This window comes from Mycobacterium sp. GA-1841, assembly GCF_001954135.1.
Taxonomy (GTDB): domain Bacteria; phylum Actinomycetota; class Actinomycetes; order Mycobacteriales; family Mycobacteriaceae; genus Mycobacterium.
The window spans coordinates 17,487-36,039 of record NZ_MBEQ01000063.1; the positions used below are offsets into that span (position 1 = coordinate 17,487).

Genomic DNA, 18,553 nt, shown 5'->3' on the forward strand with positions numbered 1-18,553 from the left:
CTCGCTTCGCAAGCTTCGCGCGGTGTCACTGGTATTGCACCTCCTGTGAACGACGGCGGACCACCGTCACCTCGTCACGCTGGTTTCCGGTGGGGCCCAGGTAGTTCCAGGCGAAGGAGTGCTGCGCGTAGCCGCCGGCAAGGTGGCTGGGCTTGACCAACAGCCGGGTCAACGAATTGTGAATGCCACCACGGGTTCCCGTGGTTTCGCTCAGCGGCACGTCGATGGTCCGTTCCTGGGCATGGTAGACGTACACCACACCCTCGGGCATCCGGTGGCTGACCACCGCCCGGCACACCAGCACGCCGTTACGGTTGACCGCTTCGATCCAGTCGTTGTCTTTCACGTCGATCTTCGCGGCATCAGCCGGACTCATCCACATCGTGGGACCACCGCGTGACAGCGACAGCATGAACAGGTTGTCCTGGTACTCCGAGTGGATCGACCACTTGGAATGCGGCGTCAGGTAGCGCACGGTCAGGCCGACGCCGTCGCGCCCGAGCCTGGATTCACCGAACAACCGCGCCATGTCGAGCGGGGGCCGGTAGATCGGCAGCTGCTCGCCGAGTTCCTCCAACCAGTCGTGATCGACATAGAAGTGCATGCGACCGGTGAGCGTGTGAAACGGCTTGAGTTCCTCGATGTTCACCGTGAACGGGGCATATCGGCGGCCGCCGGTCTCACTGCCGGACCACTCGGGGCTGGTGATCACCGGAACCGGCCGGGCCTGGGTGTCGGCGTAGGTGATCCGCCGTTCCTCGTTGCCGACCGCCAGATGGATGAGCTTGCGCCCCGTGCGCCGCTCGAGTTCGCGGAACCCTTCGACGGCCAGCCGGCCGTTCGACGTGCCGGACAGGGCCAGGATCACATCAGCCATGCGTTCGGCGGTGGTGATCGCCGGGCGGCCTTGGCCGGCACCGGAATCCATCACGCCGAACTTCGCGGCAAGTTCGGCCACCTCCTGGTCGGGGTGCGTGGTGACCCCCTTGGTGGTCAGCCCCAAGGTGTCGACAAGCGGTCCCAGGGTGGACCACTTCTCGGCGATCGCGGTGTAGTCGCGCTCGACCACCACCAGCGGACCCATCGTCTTGCCCGGAACCGGCGTCTCCCCGGTGTTCCGCCAATCATGTTCGGTGCCACCCGGGTACGCCATCGCCCCAGGCGTGTCATGTTGCAATGTTCCCATCACCACATCGGTGCGGGTGCCCAGGTGCCGCGCGGCCAACGCGCTGAAAGTCCGCGCGATCGCACCGAAAGCGTCGAAGTCCGAACGGGTTTCCCACGGCGGGTCGACGGCCGGGCTGAACGCGTGGACATACGGGTGCATGTCGGTGCTCGACAAGTCGGCCTTCTCGTACCAGGTCGCCGCCGGCAACACCACATCCGAGAGCAGCGTCGTCGAGGTCATGCGGAAGTCGATCGACATCAACAGATCCAGCTTGCCCTCGGGGATCTCCTCGGTCCAGGCCACCCCGTCGGGGCGCAGGTCGTCCCCGGCCGGTTCGGCCTGCACATTCGATGTCGTGCCCAGCAGATGGCGCAGGAAGTATTCGTTGCCCTTGCTCGAGGAGCCCAGCAGGTTGGCCCGCCACACGTTGAGTACGCGCGGCCAGTTCGCCGGATTGTCCGGGTCGGTGACCGCGAATTTCAGCCCGCCGCTGGCCAATTGCTCGGCCACATAGTCAGCCACCTCACGGCCGGCCGCCTTGGCCTCGTCGACCACGTCCAGGCTGGAGCGGTCGAACTGCGGGTAGAACGGCGTCCACCCCATGGCCACCGCCGAGCTCAGCACGTCCATCGTGTGCTTGTCTCGGAACCGGCCCCGGCCCACCGGGCTGGACAATGCGTCGGCGCGGTAGCCGTCGTAGCGCCACTGGTCGGTGTGGACATACCAGTACGACGTCCCGGCCATCTGCCGCGGCGGGCGCGACCAGTCGGTACCCATCGCCATCGCCGCCCACCCGGTGACCGGACGACACTTCTCCTGGCCGACGTAATGCGCCCAGCCGCCGCCGTTGCGGCCCATCGACCCGGTGAGCAACAGCAGCGCGAGCACCGCGCGGTAGGTCGCGTCACCGTGGAACCACTGGCAGATGCCGGCCCCCATGATGATCATCGAGCGGCCGCCGGATTCTTCGGCGTTGCGGGCGAATTCGCGCGCCACCCGGATGGCCTGGGCCGCGGACACCCCGGTGATCTGTTCCTGCCAGGCCGGTGTGTAGGGCCGGGTGGCGTCGTCGTAACTGGTGGGCCAGTCGCCGGGCAGGCCGGGGCGGTGCACGCCATATTGGGCCAGCATCAGATCGAACACCGTGCACACCAGATGGTCGCCGACCCGCCGCACCGGCACACCACGTTTCAGCGTCGCACCGCTGCCGTCGACGGTGTCGAATCGCGGCAGCGTGATCTCGGCGGTTTCGAAGATGTCACCCAGTACGGTCAGTGCCGGGGACAGGTCCTCCAGGTCGAGGTTCCATTTGCCGAGGCCATCGTTGCCGTAGCGGAATCCGAGCGAACCCTGCGGTACCGCGACGCTGTCGCTGGCGCCGTCGAGCAGCACCGGCTTGAACGCGGCGTTCTCCTGCTCGGCGATCACCCCGCCGAGATCGGCTGCGGTGAGGTTCTTCCCGGGAACCAGCACCCCGTCGCGCTCCTCGAGTTTGACCAGGAACGGCAGATCGGTGAACTGGCGGACATAGTCGACGAAGTACGGAACCCGGTTCTGCACAAAGCACTGATCGAGGATCACGTGTCCCATGGCCATCGCGAGTGCACCGTCGGTGCCGGCCGCGCACGGCATCCACTCGTCGGCGAACTTGGTGTTGTCGGCGTAGTCGGGGCTGACCGTGACCACCTTGGTGCCGCGGTAGCGGACCTCGGCCATCCAGTGCGCGTCCGGGGTGCGGGTGACCGGGACGTTGGAGCCCCACATCATCAGATAGGCCGCATCCCACCAGTCCCCGGACTCGGGCACATCGGTCTGATCGCCGAACACCTGTGGCGATGCCACCGGCAGATCGGCATACCAGTCGTAGAACGATGTCATCACTCCGCCGATGAGCTCCACGAACCGCGAGCCCGCGGCGAACGACACCATCGACATCGCCGGGATCGGTGAAAAACCGGCCACCCGGTCGGGCCCATAGGTCTTGATCGTGTGCACGTGCGCGGCGGCGATCATCTCGGTGGCCTCGGCCCACGTCACCCGGACCAGGCCACCCTTGCCGCGGGCCTGGTGATACCGCTTGCGCCGCGCCGGGTCGCCCTGGATGTCGGCCCAGGCCAACACCGGATCCTTCAGCCGTACCTTGGCTTCCCGGTACATCTCGACCAACACGCCGCGCGCGTAGGGGTACCGCACCCGCGTCGGCGAGTAGGTGTACCAGGAGAACGCCGCGCCGCGGGGGCAGCCGCGCGGCTCGTACTCGGGGCGGTCGGGCCCGACCGACGGATAATCCGTCTCCTGGGTTTCCCAGGTGATGATTCCGTCCTTGACATAAATCTTCCACGAGCACGATCCGGTGCAGTTGACCCCGTGGGTGGAGCGCACCACCTTGTCGTGGCTCCACCGGTCGCGGTAGAACACATCCCCTTGCCGCCCTCCGGTACGGGTGACCGTGCGCAGGTCCCCGGAGAACTCACCGGCAGTGAAGAACTGTCCACTGCGTTCGAGCAATTCCTCGATCGATCCGCCGATGTGCGGCTTCGTCATCGAAACGCCTCCTTGGGCTGCGCGGGTTCCCGGGCATGCAGTCGTAGCGCGGTATAGCCGAACGCCACCAACGCCGTTGCCACCAGGAGCACAAGCCCTACCGTGTAGTCGTGGTCAATGGGATCGTAGGACGCCCCCATCACCAGTGGTGGGAAGTAGCCGCCCAAACCGCCTGCGGCGGCGACAATCCCGGTCACCGAACCGACTTCCTTCGCTGGTGACCGGCGGGCCACCCAGGCGAAGACACCGCCGGTACCGATGCCCAGGAAGATCGCCAGTCCGATGAAGGTCGACGCCGACCATACATCCGGCGGCGGCTGGAACATCGCCACAAACGCCAGAACTGCGGTGCCCGCGAAAGAGGTCAGCACCACGTATTTGGGGGCGATGCGGTCCGACAGTGCCCCGCCGACGGGCCGAGCGAGCACCGCGGCCAACGCGAATCCGGCTGTGCGGGAGCCTGCTTCGACCGAGGAGAACTCGTAGATGTTCTTGATGTAGGTGGGCAGGTAGTTGCTGAACGCCACGAACCCGCCGAACACCACGGCGTAGAGGAACGACATTTCCCACGTGACAGGGAGTTTCAGCGCGGATTTCAGCTTCGGCAGCACCGGGTCGGTATTCGGCTGGAACACCGGCGAGTTCCGCATCGCCACCATGCACAGCACGGCCGTCAGCGCCAGGGCGACGGCGATGATGACGTGGGTGGTGAACAACCCGAACCACCGGACGAACCTCGGGGTGAAAAACGCCGACAGCGCAGTGCCCACCATGCCCATGCCGAATACGCCCGTGGCATAGCCACGGCGGCTGACCTCATACCAGTTGTTGGCGAACGGGATGCCGACGGCGAAGATGGTGCCCGCGATACCGAGGAAGAAGCCGCAGATCAAAAGCAGCGGATAGGACTTGGCCTCACCGGCCGCCCCGACCGCCAGCACCGGCAGGATCGAGGCCAGGGTCACCGCGAGAAACATCGTGCGGCCACCGAACCTGTCGGTCAGGGAGCCGATGGCGATGCGACCGAGCGATCCCACCAGGATCGGCGTGGCCACGAGCATCGAGGCCTGGGTACTGCTCAACCTCATGTCGCCGGCATAGGTGGTGGAGAGCGGGCCGATCATGTTCCAGGCCCAGAAATTGATGGCCGAGACCCAGGTGGCCAGCACGAGATTCACGCTCTGGCCCCGGAGTGGCGTGCTAGCCGTGCTCACCACAACAGCAAAACATCATATTCGGTGCAGGTGCGTCATTTCCCCGGAAACGTTGCGAGCAGATTCACAGAAACGTAATCCGCAACATCATCGTGTCCAAAATGCCCAGCAGCCGCCGGCCAGCCGAAACGGGCGACGTACCAAGCCAATACGCGGGCGTCTAAGACGATCGCAGCACCGCGGCCAACTCACCGAGCCAGGCCCGGTCGGCCGGTACCCATGGCAGCGCATCGAGTTCGTCCGCACCGACCCACCGCAGGGCCCGGTGGTCGTGTGGTTGCGGACTTCCGGCCGTCAGCGTGACCCGATACGCGCGCAGGATCACCCCCGCCTTCAGTTCGACGTCGACGCCCAGACGGGCGCCGACAGCCACCTCGACACCGAGTTCCTCCTGCAACTCCCGGGCCAGCGCGCCGGCGTCGCTCTCCCCCGTCGCGACTTTTCCGCCGGGCAGCTCCCACAATCCGGCCAGCTCGGGCGGCCGCTGCCGTTGGGCCACCAACAGCCGGTCCGCCGAAAACAACGCACCGGCCACGACGATCTGCTCACTCATCGCGCCCGACGGTATACCGTCGGGCATATGGCCGTGTTATCGAACGATCAGGTCGACGCCGCACTGCCCGATCTGCCGGGCTGGGAGCGCGCGGCGGGCGCCCTGCGCAGATCCACCAAGTTCCCCACGTTCCTCGACGGCATCGAGGCGGTGCGCCGCGTGGCCGAGTTCGCCGAACAGAAGGACCATCATCCAGACATCGACATCCGCTGGCGCACTGTCACATTCGCCTTGGTGACGCATTCCGCCGGCGGGATCACCGACAAGGACGTTCAGATGGCCCAGGAGATCAACCGGATTCTGTCCGACCAGCCCGAATAGTCGCGACCCAGCCGAGCGTGGCCAGCGTCGCCACGATGTAGACCAACCCGGCCCACGCCAGATACCACGGTCGGCCGATCTCCCAGATCGTCGGCTGCGCGAAGCTGAGCAGCCACGGCACCCCGATCAGGGTCAGCGCCAGCCAACCCCAACCGAGGATCCGCGCGCCGAGCCGATCGGCAAACGGCCCGTGCAGCAACCAGATCATCAACGGAATCAACCACACCCAGTGGTGCGTCCACGAAATCGGCGAAAGCAGCAACCCGAACAGGCTCACGATCACGATCCCGCCGAGGCGGTCGGCACTGCCACCGATGGCCCGCCAGGCCAACACGGCCAGCACCGCGGTGACGACGATGCCCAGAAGCACGGCCGGACCGTACCCGGCGTCATGGCCGAGGATTCGCGAAATCCCACCCCGCCATGATTGATTGAACGATGTCCCGATCGGCCCGATCCGGTCGGCGTCACCGAGCAGTTCGGTGAAATACCGGCGCGCCTGATCTCCGATCACCAACGCCGAGACCGCGATCGTCGCGAAGAACACCGCCGCCGAGAACACCACGCTGGCCCACCGGCGCGCGCCGAGGAAGTACAGGCCCGACACCGCAGGCGTCAGCTTCACCCCTGCCGCCACGCCGACCAGCAATCCCGACAGCCACCAGCGATTGCTGTAGACCGCGTAGAGCACGGCCAGCACCAGGACGACATTGACCTGTCCGTAGTCGAAAGTGCTGCGCAGCGGTTCGGTCCAGATGCCGACCGCGGTCCACAGCATCGCGACGCGCCGGTCGGCTTCCTGACGCAGGAGCCGTTGACTGATCCGCACCACGCCGTACAGCGCGGCGATGATCCCGAGTTGCCAGCAGAACGCCACCAGCCCGAACGGCAGCAGATGCAGCGGGTAGAACACCACCGCCGCGAACGGCGGGTAGGTGAAAGGCAATGGGAAATCCGGCGTCTGATCGGCATAGACGTAGTCGTAGAGCACGCCGGGGCCGTCGAGCGTGGCAGCACCACCGACGTAGACGTGCAGATCGACGAAGTTCGCACCGTTGGGCACCAGATATGTCCACGCCAGGCGCGCCGCAATGCTGAGGACCAGCAACATCGGCGCCAGGCGGTAGAGCCGCGCGGATGCTGAGGAGTGGGTGGCCGGTTCGGTGTTAACGGTCACGACTTTAGCGACCCTCCTGTGCCGCCTGCCCCCGCCACCGGCTGTCCCGCCTCCGGTTGTCACGCCACCGGTTGTCACGCCATCGGTTGCCCCGCCATCGGTTGCCCCGCCACCGGTTGTCACGCAGGAGTGGCTGCCGAGGTCGAGCGTCACCCCAGCGTGACGAAGTCCTCGCGGCCCCGCGCGGTCTGTCACGCCAGCGTGGCTGCCGAGGTCGAGCGTCACCCCAGCGTGACAGTCGGGACGAAGAAACGCCCGAGGCGGTCGGCGCGTCACGCGTCAGGCACTGCCCGATAACGAATTCAGACGGTGCAGTAACGGTTGAATAACCGCCACACGTGTCCCTTGAGTCACACCAGTAACTCGATAGTTTCGGGCTCAGACGTTGCAAGCAACCGATTGGGAGAACCATGATCTTCACCTGGAAAACAGTTTCCACCAGCGTGATCGCAGCCGCCGGCGCAGTCCCGGTCGCGTTGGCGCTCAGCGCGACAGCGAATGCCGATCCGATAGCCCCGGCGCCGGCGCCCGCACCGGGCCTGCCGATCGTCAACCAACTCGCCGGCGTGCCGGCCGCCGCGCCGCAGCTGCTGCAGGATGTCGGCTCCGCGCTGTCGGGGACACCTGCCCCCGCGCCGGCGCCGGCCCCGATGGCCACCGCATCGGTGACGCTGCCGCAGCCCGCGGCCACGGCGCCCGCCGCATCGTCGGCCAACGCACCGCTGGGGTCTCTGGTACCGGGCCTGCCCTCCGCCCCGGCCGTTCCGGCTGCGGCCCCGGCCGTTCCGGCTGCCGCCACGACCGCTCCGGCCACCGGACTCTCGTCCCTGGTGCCCTCGGCCGAGGTCAAAATCCCGCAGGTGCCGGGCATGCCGCTGCCCCTGCCGCAGTCTGTGAACATCCCGGGTGACCTGGCGTCGCTGGTTCCGGTCGCGGCCCAGACGGCCCTGCCCGCCGGTGCCCCGGCGGTCGCGGCAGCTCCGGCAGTTGCTGCGCCCGCCGCCGCTGTTCCGGCGACCGCCCCGGGTGTCGCAGCGTTGGCCCCGCTGCTGACCGCCGGCCTGCCCTGATCACCGAACTGGTCTGACCGCCCGAAACGATGGGAAAGCCATGTCCTCGCGTATGTCACTGAAAACGTTGTTCGGCACCGCCGCCGCAATCGGGTCCACCACCCTGTTGCTGTTCAGCAGCGCCGTAGCCAACGCCGATCCGGCACCGCTGCCGATCGACGCGCAGCAGGCACCCGGCTTGTCGGCGGTATCGGAGTTGAGTCCGATTATCCAGCAGGCTGCGGCCGACCCTGCCGGCGCGGCTCAGCTGTTGATGGCTGCCGCGCAAGCGTTCGCGGCCAACAAGTCGGAACCGGCCGCGTCCAACAACATCGCCACGGCGGTCAACCAGTTCGCCTCCCAACCCGTCGCCGCACCCGAGCACATCCCGGCCGCGGGTGCGGGGCTCGACGCACATCTGCCTGCGGGCGTCGACCCGGTCCATGCGGCCGGGCCGGCCCCCGAGGCACTGCCGGCTCCTGCCCCGGCACCGGCGCCCGAAGCTGCTCCGGCACCCGCTCCCGCACCTGAAGCTGCCCCGGCTCCCGCACCCGAAGCTGCTCCCGCTCCGGCGCCCGGGGCCGTTCCGGCCGCTGTCACGATTCCGGCGCCCGCGCCCGCGCCTGCACCGGACGCCGCGCCGGCCGGCGCGCCCGATTTCGGTCCCAACGCGCCGACGACGCAGGACTTCATGTACCCGTCGATCAGCAACGGGTGCCTCAAGGACGGCGGAAACGTTCTGGCGACGGCAATTTCGGTGGCCGGCCCCGCCACGATCCCGCTGCCCGGCCCGAAGGCCGGCCAGACCGCCTACGTGTTCACCGCGATCGGCACCCCGGGTCCGGCCGCCGAGCAGAAGCTTCCGCTCAACGCCACGTGGGTCAACCTGACCACTGGCAAGTCCGGCAGCGTGACGCTGCAGCCGCGCTCGGACATCAACCCCGAAGGACCGACCACGCTCACCGCGATCGCCGACACCGGCTCCGGCAGCATCATGTCGACGATCTTCGGGCAGGTCACCACGACCGAGAAGCAGTGCCAGTTCATGCCCACCATCGGATCCACGGTGGTGCCCTGACCACACCATATGAATGGGGAAGCGAAATTCCCGGTCGCTGGCCTCATGGCCGGCGACCGGGAATTTTGTGTAGGGGCTGAAAGTCGGAGGCTCAGTAGGCCATGAAGAGGATCATTTCCCGGTCGTATTCACGGCCGGGGTGCTGCTGGGCCAGGTGCGCCTGGGCCTTCTCGACGAGGTCGTCCTCGTCGGTACCGCTGATCGCTTCGCCACACGGGCAGTTCAGATGTGTCTTCGCCATATCCTCACTTTCGCATATGTGAGATAGATGTAGCCATGGACTTGTACGACGTCATGCGAACGACCGGAGCCGCACGCCAGTTCACCGACGACCCGCTGCCCGACAACGTGCTGGAACGAATCCTCGACAACGCCCGCTTCGCACCCAGCGGCGGCAACCGCCAGGGTTCACGCGTGGTGGTGATCCGCGACCGCGACACCCGCGAGGCCCTCGCCGACCTCGGCGTCACCGGATCGAGACGCTATATCGCCCAGCAGCGCAACGGCGAAAGTCCGTGGAACCCGCTGCACTCCATGCGGGTGTCGGCCGACGATGTCGCCGCGGTGAAGGTCCCACGCGCCACCCACCTCGTCGAGGCGCCGGTGGTTTTGGTGGTGTGCGTCGACTTGGGTGTCGTCGCGGCATTCGACCAGGACCTCGACCGGATCGGCGTGGTCTCCGGGGCCTCGGTGTATCCGTTCGTGTGGAACATCCTGCTGGCCGCGCGCAACGAAGGCTACGGCGGTGTCCTCACCACCATGGCCGTGGCCGAAGAACCCAAGGTCAAAGCGCTGCTCGGCATACCCGAGGACTACGCGGTCGCCGCAGTGCTGCCACTCGGCAAGCCCGTCCGCCAACTCACCAAGCTCAAACGAAAGCCCGTCACCGAGATCGCGACCCGGGAACGGTTCGACGGGCCGCCGTTCTGACGTCGACGGTGCGTTCAGATCGCCATTTCGGGCCGAAACGCGATCTGAACGCACGCTCGGCGTGGTGGCTAAGCCTTGGCCTGTTTGGCTTTCTTCGCCGCGGCTTTCATGTCTTTCTTGTAGGCCCGCACCTTCTGCAACGACCCGGGATCGACCACGTCGGCCACCGACATGAAACTGCCTTCGTTGCCGTAATCGCCGGCAGCCTGGCGCCACCCCGCCGGTGTCACGCCGTACTGCTTACCCAGCAGCGCCAAGAAGATCCGGGCCTTCTGATCACCGAATCCGGGTAGCCGCTTGAGCCGGCGCAACACCTCGGCGCCGTCGGGGTCGCCACCGGTCCACAGGGCCGTCACGTCACCGTCGTATTCGTCGACGATGGCGCGCGCGAGCTCCTGCACCCGCTTGCCCATCGAGCCCGGAAATCGGTGAATCGCAGGGGTTTGCGACACCAACGCGATGAACTCGTCGGGGTTGTGATCGGCGATCTTGCGGGCGTCGACGTCACCGAGGCGATCGGCGATCTTCTTGGGCCCGGCGAACGCCGTCTCCATCGGAATCTGCTGATCCAACAACATCCCGACCAGCAACGCGAAGGGGTTGGCCTCCAGCAGGGCGTCGGCCTCGGGGTCTTGGACGAGCTGCAGTTTTCCCACGTCGTCAGTCTAGAACCAGACTCGTTTTTGACGCCTGTGTCGGTCGAGTGTGCGAAAGTACACGCGTCAACCGGAGATGTGCCATAGGAGATGGACATGAGACGCGTCGTTGTACCTCTTTTTGCCGCGCTGGCTACGGCGCTTGCCTTGGCTGCCACGGCCAACGCCATCCCCGATCAGGGCACGCCGGAATTCGACAACTACATGCAGGGCCTGGACCGCAACGGATTCCACCTCAACCCAGATACTGCGTGGCGCGTCGCTCACCAGGCTTGTACGGGCAGCATCCCGGGGTACATCAGTTGGGAGCTGGCCGCACAGGGTGTGATCGGCCCCGGCGCGGAGCAGCGGGTGTACGACGTGGCCAGAAAGTACGCCTGCCCGGTTCAGTAGCAGCACCGCGCGGGGCAACCTCGCCGGTTTAAGGTTGGCCGCACGATGTCCGGCGAAGTTGCACTCGCGCTGGCCCTGGCGCTGATCCTGGCGGCGGTTGCCGCCGTCGGGGTGGTGCGCACCCGCAGAGTCGTCGCCACCCCCACCGAACGCGCAGTGCATGCCGCGCTGCACACCGCTGCACAGGCCGCCCGCGCGTTACGTCAAGGCCTGGACACCGAATCCGCGACCACCGCAGCGCCGTACCTGCGTGAGCTCACCGGCACAGCCGGGCTGGCCCTGTTCGACGACGACGCGGCCCCCCTGGCCCGTGATCATGCCGACGAGGCGATCTGGCATCCCGACATCGTGGGCATCTGCGCCGACACCGCGCGGGAATCGATCAACGCCGGACGCCGAGTGCTGCGCACGGCGCGATCGACCGCGGTGGTGGCCCAGCCGCTGCTCACCGAGGGCGGTGAGGTGCTGGGCGCGCTCGTCGTGCTGGCCCCGTCCAGTCCGGGCCCCGGCATGCTCGGGGCGGTCGGCGAGGTGGCGCGCTACGCGGCCAGCCAGATCGAACTGGCCGAACTCGACGCATCCCGCGCCCGGCTGGATCGGGCCGAGGTGCTGGCGTTGCGGGCCCAGATCAGCCCGCACTTCATCTACAACGCGCTCAACACGATCGCGTCGTTCGTCCGCACCGACCCCGATCGGGCGCGTGAGCTCATCCTGGAATTCGCCGACTTCACCCGCTATTCGTTCCGCGCCGCAGGCCAATACACCACGTTGGCCGACGAACTGCGCAACATCGACCGCTACCTGACCTTGGAACGCGCCCGGTTCGGCGCCAATCTGCTGGTGCGGCTGCGGGTGGCGCCCGAGGTGCTCAACGTCGTGGTGCCGTTTCTGGCGTTGCAGCCCCTGGTGGAAAACGCCGTACGACACGGGCTGGCCGGACAGGGCGGCGGATCGGTGGAGATCATCGCGCGCGACGCGGGTACCGAATGTGTGATCACCGTGGAGGACGACGGCGCCGGCATGGATCCCGACGTGCTCCGTGCCGGTCCTGGCGATGCACTGGCCGACCGGACCGACGAATCTGCGCACGTCGGGCTGACGAACGTGGACCATCGGCTGCGCGCGGCTTTCGGCAACGACTACGGTCTGGTGGTCGAGACAGCGGTCGGCGCCGGGACCAAAGTGGTGATGCGTGTGCCGAAGTTCCGCTCGGGGATACGAGCCAGCGGAGGAGCGTTCGCATGAGGACCGGCCTGACCGTACTGGCCGTCGACGACGAGGCCCCCGCCCTCGACGAGCTCGCCTACCTGTTGGGCCGCCACCCCGACGTCACCGACGTGCACACCGCATCCGATGCCACCTCGGCACTGCGGGAACTCAATCAGCACCGCATCGATGCGGTGTTCCTCGACATCAACATGCCGGGCTTGTCGGGTATCGAATTGGCCGGGGTGCTGGCCAATTACACGCACCGTCCGGCGGTGGTGTTCGTGACCGCTCACGAGGACAAGGCGGTGGCCGCCTTCGATGTGGGTGCCGTCGACTACCTGCTCAAACCGATCCGACAGAACCGGCTCGACGAAGCGGTGCGACGCGTGGCCGCCGGCACCGCCCACAGCGGTACGGCCGCCGCCCCGGACGATCAGGACTGGAACGTCATCCCCGCCGAGCTGGGCGGCATCACCCATCTGGTGCCCCGCGACAGCATCGGCTGGGTGGAAGCCGAAGGCGACTACGCCCGGCTGCACTCGGCCACCGGTGCGCATCTGGTGCGAATACCGTTGAGCACCTTGGAGACCCGATGGCGCGATCACGGGTTCCAGCGCATCCACCGGTCATACCTGGTGTCTTTGCGGCAGGTCACCGGCCTGCGCAGCTCCGACGGCGCCGTGCTGGTGCGGTTGCGCGCCAACGGATCCTCACCCGCGGTGGAGTTGCCGGTGAGTCGACGCCAGGCACGCGAGTTGCGCGACCGGTTGGTCCGTGACCCGATGCGCTCACTGAAACCGGCGGGCACCGATGAGTGAGCGGCCCATCCCCCAACGCGAGCGCGTCGTCCTCGCCCACCGCCGCGGCGCCCGCATGGTGCGCACCCGCGTCGAGGTGGCCGAGCAGACCCAGGTGGGCGACGCCCTGGTGCGGGGGCTGGTGCGCACCCAGCTGGGGCTCGCGCTGCGGCTCACCGCGGTGGTGGTGACGATCGTCGTGGCGCTCGTGCTGATCAACGCCATGGCGCCGGATCTGGCCGCGCTCAGCGTATTCGGGATCCGGCTCAACTGGCTGGTCCTGGCCGGACTGCTCTACCCGCTGCTGTACGGCGTGGGACGGATGTACGTGCGGCTGGCCGAACAGGGCGAACGCGATTTCGTCCGGGTCGTCGACAGCGAACCATGACCGGCGCCCCGTTGACCGCCGCCGCGCTCCTGGTCGCCGCGGTCGCCACCATCGTGATCGGCATGTACGGTGTCCGGTTGTCGCGCACCACCTCCGACTTCCTGGTCGCCTCCCGCAGTATCGGGCCGCAGTGGAACGCCGCCGCGATATCAGGCGAATATCTGTCTGCTGCTTCGTTTCTCGGGGTGGCGGGGCTGATCGCCAAATACGGTGCCGACGCGCTGTGGTACCCGGTGGGCTTCACGGCGGGATACCTGGGCCTGCTGTTGTTCGTGGCAGCGCCGCTGCGCCGGTCGGGCGCCTACACCGTGCCGGATTTCGCCGAATTCCGGTTGGGCTCGGTCAGATTGCGCAAGGTGGCCATGCTCGTGGTCGTGATGATCTGCCTGTTCTACCTGGCCCCGCAATATCAGGGCGCGGGGTTGGCCCTGAAAACACTTCTGGGCGTTCCGGTGTGGATCGGTCCGCTGTTGGTGGGGGCGATCGTCATCATGAACGTGGTGGCCGGTGGCATGCGATCGATCACCTTCGTGCAGGCGTTCCAGTACTGGCTCAAGCTCACCGCGGTCGCCATCCCCGCGCTCGCCCTGCTGGGGTTGTTCGTCAACGACCGCGGCGAATTGGGCGGCCCACTGCCACCGACCGTCCAGCATCAGACCACCGTGCAGATCGAGACCGATGTCGTCGTCCAGGTGATCGAACCGGCCGGCATCACGGTGACCGGCGACCTCGACGGCCGCCACGTCGACTCCGCCACGATCACCGCACCGGGGCAACACACCCTCGGCGCCGGTACCGCGCTGACCTTGGCGGCCGGTGCGGCCACGCCTGTCGTGGCCGATACGCCGGGCACCGGCAGCGAATGGATCGCCTCCGGTGGCGGCCTGGGCGGCGGACATCCGCTTTACCAGGTGTTGTCCATCATCGTCGCGACGTTCCTCGGCACCCTGGGCCTGCCACACGTGCTAGTCCGCTTCTACACCAACCCGGACGGGCGGGCCGCCCGCCGCACCGCATTGGCCGTGATGGCGCTGCTGTCGGTGTTCTATGTGTTCCCGATCCTGCTCGGGGTGTTCTCCCGGCTGTACGTTCCGCAGCTGTTGATCACCGGGACCGCTGATGCCGCAGTGCTTTTGGCGCCGGGTGCGGCCGTCGGCGGTATCGGCGGACAGCTGCTGGCCGCGCTCGTGGCCGCCGGCGCCATCGCGGCATTCCTGGCCACCTCGTCCGGGCTGCTGGTCAGCATTGCCGGCGCCCTGGCCACCGACGTGATGCGCGGCCGGGTGCGGGATTTCCGGGTGGCCGCGGTGGTCGGCGGGCTGATTCCGATCCCGTTGTCGCTGATGGTGTCCGGGCTCGAGCTGTCCCGCAGCGTCGGCCTGGCCTTCGCCGTCGCCGCGTCCACCTTGTGTCCCCTGCTGGTGCTCGGTATCTGGTGGCGCGGCCTGACCGCGGTGGGCGCGGCATGTGGTCTCGTGGTCGGCGGGTCGGTATGTGGCGGGGCGGTCCTCGTGGCGATCACCGGCGGCGTGGACGATGCCGCGCTCGGCGGGTGGCCCGCGGTGATGGTGGACTACCCGGCCGCGGTCAGCGTTCCCGTCGCATTTCTGGTGATGATCGTCGTCAGCCTCCTCACCCGGCCCACACCCGGCGTCGCACAGATCTTCGCGCGCATGCACGTGCCGGAGCGTCTCGGCCTGGGGGTCGAGCGCCTCCCCACCGGCTGACCGCCCTGCCGCTCAGCCCAGACGACCGACCGTTCAGCGCAACGACGCCCGAACTCGCCGTATCGCGACCGATACCCCTGCCTTGTGATCCACCTCTCAATTAGGTTCGGTGCCCAGTTCCCTCACAGCCGACTGTCAGGAGTACCGTGCCCGAAATTGACCTTCCCGAGAGGGTTGCCCCGACCGGGGAGCAATTCCTCGCCGCGCAGGCCAGTCCTGAATTCCAGGAGCTGCGTACCCGCCTGCGCCGCTTCGTCTTTCCGATGACCGCGTTCTTCCTGGTCTGGTATGCCCTCTACGTCGCCCTCGGCGCGTTCGCCCATGACTTCATGGCCATCCGGGTATTCGGCAACATCAATGTCGGTCTGCTGATCGGTCTGGGCCAGTTCCTCACCACGTTCCTGATCACCGGGCTGTACGTGCGCTTCGCCAACAAGGAATTCGACCCACGAGCCACCGCCATCCGCGAAGAGCTGGAGGGCACCCGATGACCATCACGACACTCGCCGCCGAGACCGTCGGCAACCCGGTGGCCAACATCGGCATCTTCAGCTTGTTCGTCGTCGTCACGATGGTCGTGGTGATCAAGGCCAGCAAGCGCAACGCCACCGCCGACGAGTTCTTCACCGGCGGTCGCGGCTTCTCCGGCCCGCAGAACGGCATTGCCATCGCCGGTGACTACCTGTCGGCGGCCAGCTTCCTCGGTATCGCCGGGGCCATCGCCGTCTACGGTTACGACGGCTTCCTCTACTCGATCGGGTTCCTGGTGGCCTGGCTGGTGGCACTGCTGCTGGTGGCCGAATTGCTGCGTAACACCGGCAAATTCACCATGGCCGACGTGCTGAGCTTCCGGCTCAAGCAACGACCGGTCCGACTGGCCGCAGCGATCTCGACGCTGACGGTGTCGTTGTTCTACCTGCTGGCCCAGATGGCCGGGGCGGGTGGCCTGGTTGCGCTGCTGCTCGACGTCAACAGCCGCACCGGGCAGTCGATCGTGATCGCCGTCGTCGGCATCCTGATGATCGTCTACGTCCTGGTCGGCGGCATGAAGGGCACCACGTGGGTGCAGATCATCAAGGCCGTGCTGCTGATCGCCGGCGCCGCGTTGATGACGCTGATGGTGTTGAGCAAGTTCGGGCTGAACCTCTCCGACATCCTCGGCTCGGCGCAGTCGGCGATCTCCGAAGCCACCACCAAGGGTGTGTCCGGTCGTGACGTGCTGGCCCCGGGCGCGCAGTACGGCGGCTCGTTCACCTCACAGATCAACTTCATCTCGCTGGCCTTGGCACTGGTACTCGGCACCGCCGGCCTGCCGCACGTGCTGATGCGGTTCTACACCGTTCCGACGGCGAAAGAGGCTCGGCGGTCGGTGGTTTGGGCGATCGCGCTGATCGGCGCGTTCTACCTGTTCACCCTGGTGCTCGGCTACGGGGCGGCCGCGTTGGTCGGGCCGGACCGGATCCTCGGTGCGGCAGGCGGCGTCAACTCGGCGGCGCCGCTGCTGGCGTTCGAACTCGGCGGGGTGATCCTGCTCGGCGTCATCTCCGCGGTGGCCTTCGCGACGATCCTGGCCGTGGTGGCCGGGTTGACCATCACCGCGTCGGCCTCCTTTGCGCACGACATCTACGCGTCAGTCTTGAAGTCCCACAAAGTGTCCGAGGCCGAGCAGGTGCGCGTCTCGCGTATCACCGCAGTGGTGTTGGGAGTGTTCGCGATCGGTCTGGGCATCCTGGCCAACGGTCAGAACGTGGCGTTCCTGGTGGCACTGGCGTTCGCGGTCGCGGCCGCGGCCAACCTGCCGACGATCGTCTACTCGCTGTACTGGAAGCGGTTCAACACCCGCGGCGCGCTGTGGAGCATGTATGGCGGGCTGATCTCGACCATCGTGTTGATCGTGTTCTCCCCCGCCGTGTCAGGCAGCAAGACCGCGATGATCCCCGGCGCGGATTTCGATTTCTTCCCGCTGGCCAACCCCGGCATCGTGTCGATCCCGTTGGCGTTCGCCCTCGGCATCATCGGCACGCTCACCTCACGCGACACCGGAGACCCGGAGCTCAATGCCGAGATGGAAGTGCGGTCGCTGACCGGGGTGGGCGCCGAAAAGGCCGTCGCGCACTGACGCTCGGCGCGCCAGATTGGCCGGCGCTCCGCTCGCTACCCTGAACTGTGCTCAGGCGCCTTTCGTTTCCGCTCCTTGCCTACGCGTTCGCGGCCATCATGGTCGGCACCACCCTGCCGACCCCGATGTACGCCCTCTACGGCCAGGAGATGCATTTCGCGGTCCTAACCACCACCGTCATCTACGCGACGTATGCAGGCGGCGTGCTTTTCGCGCTGCTGGTGTTCGGCCGGTGGTCCGATGTGCTGGGCCGGCGGCCGGTGCTGCTGGCCGGCGTCGGATTCGCTCTGGCCAGCGCGGTGGCGTTCCTGTTCGCCGACTCGGTGCCGGTGCTGTTGATCGGACGGGTGCTCTCCGGTCTGTCGGCCGGCATCTTCACCGGCACCGCCACCGCCGCCGTCATCGAGGCGGCACCGGCGGCGTGGAAAAGCCGGGCCGCGGCGGTCGCCACCGTCGCCAACATCGGCGGGCTCGGCGCCGGTCCGCTGCTGGCCGGTCTGCTCGTCCAGTACGCACCGCATCCACTGCAACTGCCGTTCCTCGTCCATATCGGCCTGGCTGTCTTGGCCGCGGCGGCGGTGTTCGTCGCCCCGGAGACCTCGGCACGCACCGGCCGGATCGGCCTGCAGCGCCTGTCCGTTCCCGCCGAGGTGCGGACCGTGTTCGTCATCGCGGCGCTGGCTGCCTTCGCCGGATTCGCGGTGACGGGGATGTACACCGCGGTGGCTCCGTCGTTTCTCTCCACGGTGATCGGCATCGACAACCACGCCGTGGCCGGCGCGATCGCCTGTTCGATCTTTGCCGCGTCGGCGGTCACCCAGGTGTTCGCGAACCGGATGGCCACGGGTCGCGCGGTGGCGGTGGGATGCACGTTGCTGATCGCAGGTATGGCGATACTGACTGCTGCACTGTTCTTTTCATCGCTGGTCGGGCTGCTCGCGGCGGCTGTGGTGTCCGGTATCGGCCAAGGCATGAGCTTCAGTCGGGGCCTGGCCGCGGTGGCCGAACGCGCCCCGGCCGAGCGCCGCGCCGAGGTCAGCTCCACCTACTTCGTCGTCGCGTACATCGCGATCTCGCTGCCGGTGATCGGCGAAGGCCTGGCCGCCCAACATCTCGGTCTACGCACCGCCGGCGTGGCCTTCGCGATCGGCGTCGCCGCGCTGGCCGCGATCTGCCTGGCCGCCATCCTGGTCACCGAGGCCCGGCAAAAGTTGAGTGCTTCTACCTAAA

Annotated in this window: 18 protein-coding genes; 12 read left to right on the forward strand and 6 right to left on the reverse strand. The window is 67.3% G+C overall.

Going from position 1 to position 18,553, the window contains the following annotated elements; translation table 11 throughout:
• Positions 1-25: 25 nt before the first annotated feature.
• The 3 genes from A5740_RS14560 to A5740_RS14570 form a co-directional block, all read right to left on the reverse strand.
• Entirely contained in the window at positions 26-3,712 is a 3,687-nt protein-coding gene (locus tag A5740_RS14560; protein ID WP_076195134.1) for a nitrate reductase subunit alpha, read from the reverse strand.
• Positions 3,709-4,926, reverse strand: coding sequence for a NarK/NasA family nitrate transporter (locus A5740_RS14565; RefSeq protein ID WP_076195188.1), 1,218 nt, complete (start codon positions 4,924-4,926; stop codon positions 3,709-3,711). Before A5740_RS14565 ends, A5740_RS14560 begins: the two co-directional genes overlap by 4 nt.
• Before the next feature lie 160 nt (positions 4,927-5,086).
• Positions 5,087-5,479 carry a (deoxy)nucleoside triphosphate pyrophosphohydrolase gene (locus A5740_RS14570; protein ID WP_076195190.1) on the reverse strand — a complete coding sequence of 131 codons (393 nt, stop codon included), beginning with the start codon at positions 5,477-5,479 and terminating at the stop codon, positions 5,087-5,089.
• Between the two features lie 27 nt (positions 5,480-5,506).
• On the opposite strand from A5740_RS14570, the gene A5740_RS14575 reads away from it, so the two are divergent.
• Positions 5,507-5,800, forward strand: coding sequence for a 4a-hydroxytetrahydrobiopterin dehydratase (locus A5740_RS14575; RefSeq protein ID WP_076195136.1), 294 nt, complete (start codon positions 5,507-5,509; stop codon positions 5,798-5,800).
• Here A5740_RS14575 and A5740_RS14580 read toward each other — a convergent pair.
• The gene (locus tag A5740_RS14580) at positions 5,769-6,911 is read right to left on the reverse strand and encodes a mannosyltransferase (RefSeq protein ID WP_254849191.1); all 1,143 of its coding nucleotides are present in this window, start codon (positions 6,909-6,911) and stop codon (positions 5,769-5,771) included. The two genes, A5740_RS14575 and A5740_RS14580, sit on opposite strands and share 32 nt — an antisense overlap.
• Positions 6,912-7,387: 476 nt before the next feature.
• Between A5740_RS14580 and A5740_RS14585 the strand changes: the two genes are divergently transcribed.
• Both A5740_RS14585 and A5740_RS14590 read left to right on the forward strand, forming a co-directional pair.
• Positions 7,388-8,047 carry a hypothetical protein gene (locus A5740_RS14585; protein ID WP_076195140.1) on the forward strand — a complete coding sequence of 220 codons (660 nt, stop codon included), beginning with the start codon at positions 7,388-7,390 and terminating at the stop codon, positions 8,045-8,047.
• A gap of 52 nt (positions 8,048-8,099) precedes the next feature.
• Positions 8,100-9,104, forward strand: a complete 1,005-nt coding sequence (locus tag A5740_RS14590) for a hypothetical protein (protein WP_076195142.1) — start codon at positions 8,100-8,102, stop codon at positions 9,102-9,104.
• 91 nt (positions 9,105-9,195) lie between these two features.
• Here the strand turns inward: A5740_RS14590 and A5740_RS14595 are convergent, their stop codons facing one another.
• Positions 9,196-9,345: a DUF1059 domain-containing protein gene (locus tag A5740_RS14595; RefSeq protein WP_003882209.1), complete on the reverse strand. Its 150-nt coding sequence runs from the start codon at positions 9,343-9,345 to the stop codon at positions 9,196-9,198.
• A gap of 35 nt (positions 9,346-9,380) precedes the next feature.
• Here A5740_RS14595 and A5740_RS14600 point away from each other — a divergent pair, with 35 nt between their 5' ends.
• Positions 9,381-10,034 (forward strand): nitroreductase family protein, encoded by a 654-nt coding sequence (locus A5740_RS14600; protein ID WP_076195144.1) that lies wholly within the window; start codon positions 9,381-9,383, stop codon positions 10,032-10,034.
• Between the two features lie 68 nt (positions 10,035-10,102).
• Here the strand turns inward: A5740_RS14600 and A5740_RS14605 are convergent, their stop codons facing one another.
• The gene (locus A5740_RS14605; RefSeq protein ID WP_076195146.1) at positions 10,103-10,690 is read right to left on the reverse strand and encodes an HhH-GPD-type base excision DNA repair protein; all 588 of its coding nucleotides are present in this window, start codon (positions 10,688-10,690) and stop codon (positions 10,103-10,105) included.
• Positions 10,691-10,780: 90 nt separating this feature from the next.
• Here A5740_RS14605 and A5740_RS14610 point away from each other — a divergent pair, with 90 nt between their 5' ends.
• From A5740_RS14610 to A5740_RS14645, 8 genes are all read left to right on the forward strand, one after another.
• A complete protein-coding gene (locus A5740_RS14610) occupies positions 10,781-11,083 on the forward strand; it encodes a DUF732 domain-containing protein (protein ID WP_076195147.1) in 303 nt (100 codons plus the stop codon).
• A 45-nt stretch (positions 11,084-11,128) separates the two neighbouring features.
• Complete coding sequence (locus A5740_RS14615; protein WP_076195148.1) at positions 11,129-12,328, forward strand: sensor histidine kinase; 1,200 nt, start codon at positions 11,129-11,131, stop codon at positions 12,326-12,328.
• Positions 12,325-13,110: a LytTR family DNA-binding domain-containing protein gene (locus A5740_RS14620; RefSeq protein WP_076195149.1), complete on the forward strand. Its 786-nt coding sequence runs from the start codon at positions 12,325-12,327 to the stop codon at positions 13,108-13,110. Before A5740_RS14615 ends, A5740_RS14620 begins: the two co-directional genes overlap by 4 nt.
• Positions 13,103-13,477 (forward strand): hypothetical protein, encoded by a 375-nt coding sequence (locus tag A5740_RS14625; RefSeq protein ID WP_076195157.1) that lies wholly within the window; start codon positions 13,103-13,105, stop codon positions 13,475-13,477. The genes A5740_RS14620 and A5740_RS14625 overlap by 8 nt, the downstream gene beginning before the upstream one ends.
• On the forward strand, positions 13,474-15,204 hold the full coding sequence (locus tag A5740_RS14630) for a cation acetate symporter (protein ID WP_076195158.1): 1,731 nt from the start codon (positions 13,474-13,476) through the stop codon (positions 15,202-15,204). Before A5740_RS14625 ends, A5740_RS14630 begins: the two co-directional genes overlap by 4 nt.
• Positions 15,205-15,350: 146 nt before the next feature.
• Entirely contained in the window at positions 15,351-15,695 is a 345-nt protein-coding gene (locus tag A5740_RS14635) for a DUF485 domain-containing protein (protein WP_076195159.1), read from the forward strand.
• Positions 15,692-17,323 (forward strand): cation acetate symporter, encoded by a 1,632-nt coding sequence (locus A5740_RS14640; protein ID WP_076195160.1) that lies wholly within the window; start codon positions 15,692-15,694, stop codon positions 17,321-17,323. Before A5740_RS14635 ends, A5740_RS14640 begins: the two co-directional genes overlap by 4 nt.
• 47 nt (positions 17,324-17,370) lie before the next feature.
• A complete protein-coding gene (locus tag A5740_RS14645; RefSeq protein WP_083654131.1) occupies positions 17,371-18,552 on the forward strand; it encodes an MFS transporter in 1,182 nt (393 codons plus the stop codon).
• The last annotated feature ends 1 nt before the right edge of the window (position 18,553 follow it).

Excerpts from the sequence above, each read along its gene's own strand:
- A5740_RS14580 (WP_254849191.1), bottom strand. The coding sequence starts at position 6,911 with ATGTTGCTGGTCCTCAGCATTGCGGCGCGCCTGGCGTGGACATATCTG.
- A5740_RS14590 (WP_076195142.1), top strand. The coding sequence starts at position 8,100 with ATGTCACTGAAAACGTTGTTCGGCACCGCCGCCGCAATCGGGTCCACC.
- A5740_RS14610 (WP_076195147.1), top strand. The coding sequence starts at position 10,781 with ATGGACATGAGACGCGTCGTTGTACCTCTTTTTGCCGCGCTGGCTACG.
- A5740_RS14570 (WP_076195190.1), bottom strand. The coding sequence starts at position 5,479 with ATGAGTGAGCAGATCGTCGTGGCCGGTGCGTTGTTTTCGGCGGACCGG.
- A5740_RS14595 (WP_003882209.1), bottom strand. The coding sequence starts at position 9,345 with ATGGCGAAGACACATCTGAACTGCCCGTGTGGCGAAGCGATCAGCGGT.
- A5740_RS14575 (WP_076195136.1), top strand. The coding sequence starts at position 5,507 with ATGGCCGTGTTATCGAACGATCAGGTCGACGCCGCACTGCCCGATCTG.
- A5740_RS14625 (WP_076195157.1), top strand. The coding sequence starts at position 13,103 with ATGAGTGAGCGGCCCATCCCCCAACGCGAGCGCGTCGTCCTCGCCCAC.
- A5740_RS14615 (WP_076195148.1), top strand. The coding sequence starts at position 11,129 with ATGTCCGGCGAAGTTGCACTCGCGCTGGCCCTGGCGCTGATCCTGGCG.
- A5740_RS14600 (WP_076195144.1), top strand. The coding sequence starts at position 9,381 with ATGGACTTGTACGACGTCATGCGAACGACCGGAGCCGCACGCCAGTTC.
- A5740_RS14560 (WP_076195134.1), bottom strand. The coding sequence starts at position 3,712 with ATGACGAAGCCGCACATCGGCGGATCGATCGAGGAATTGCTCGAACGC.
- A5740_RS14620 (WP_076195149.1), top strand. The coding sequence starts at position 12,325 with ATGAGGACCGGCCTGACCGTACTGGCCGTCGACGACGAGGCCCCCGCC.
- A5740_RS14630 (WP_076195158.1), top strand. The coding sequence starts at position 13,474 with ATGACCGGCGCCCCGTTGACCGCCGCCGCGCTCCTGGTCGCCGCGGTC.
- A5740_RS14585 (WP_076195140.1), top strand. The coding sequence starts at position 7,388 with ATGATCTTCACCTGGAAAACAGTTTCCACCAGCGTGATCGCAGCCGCC.
- A5740_RS14640 (WP_076195160.1), top strand. The coding sequence starts at position 15,692 with ATGACCATCACGACACTCGCCGCCGAGACCGTCGGCAACCCGGTGGCC.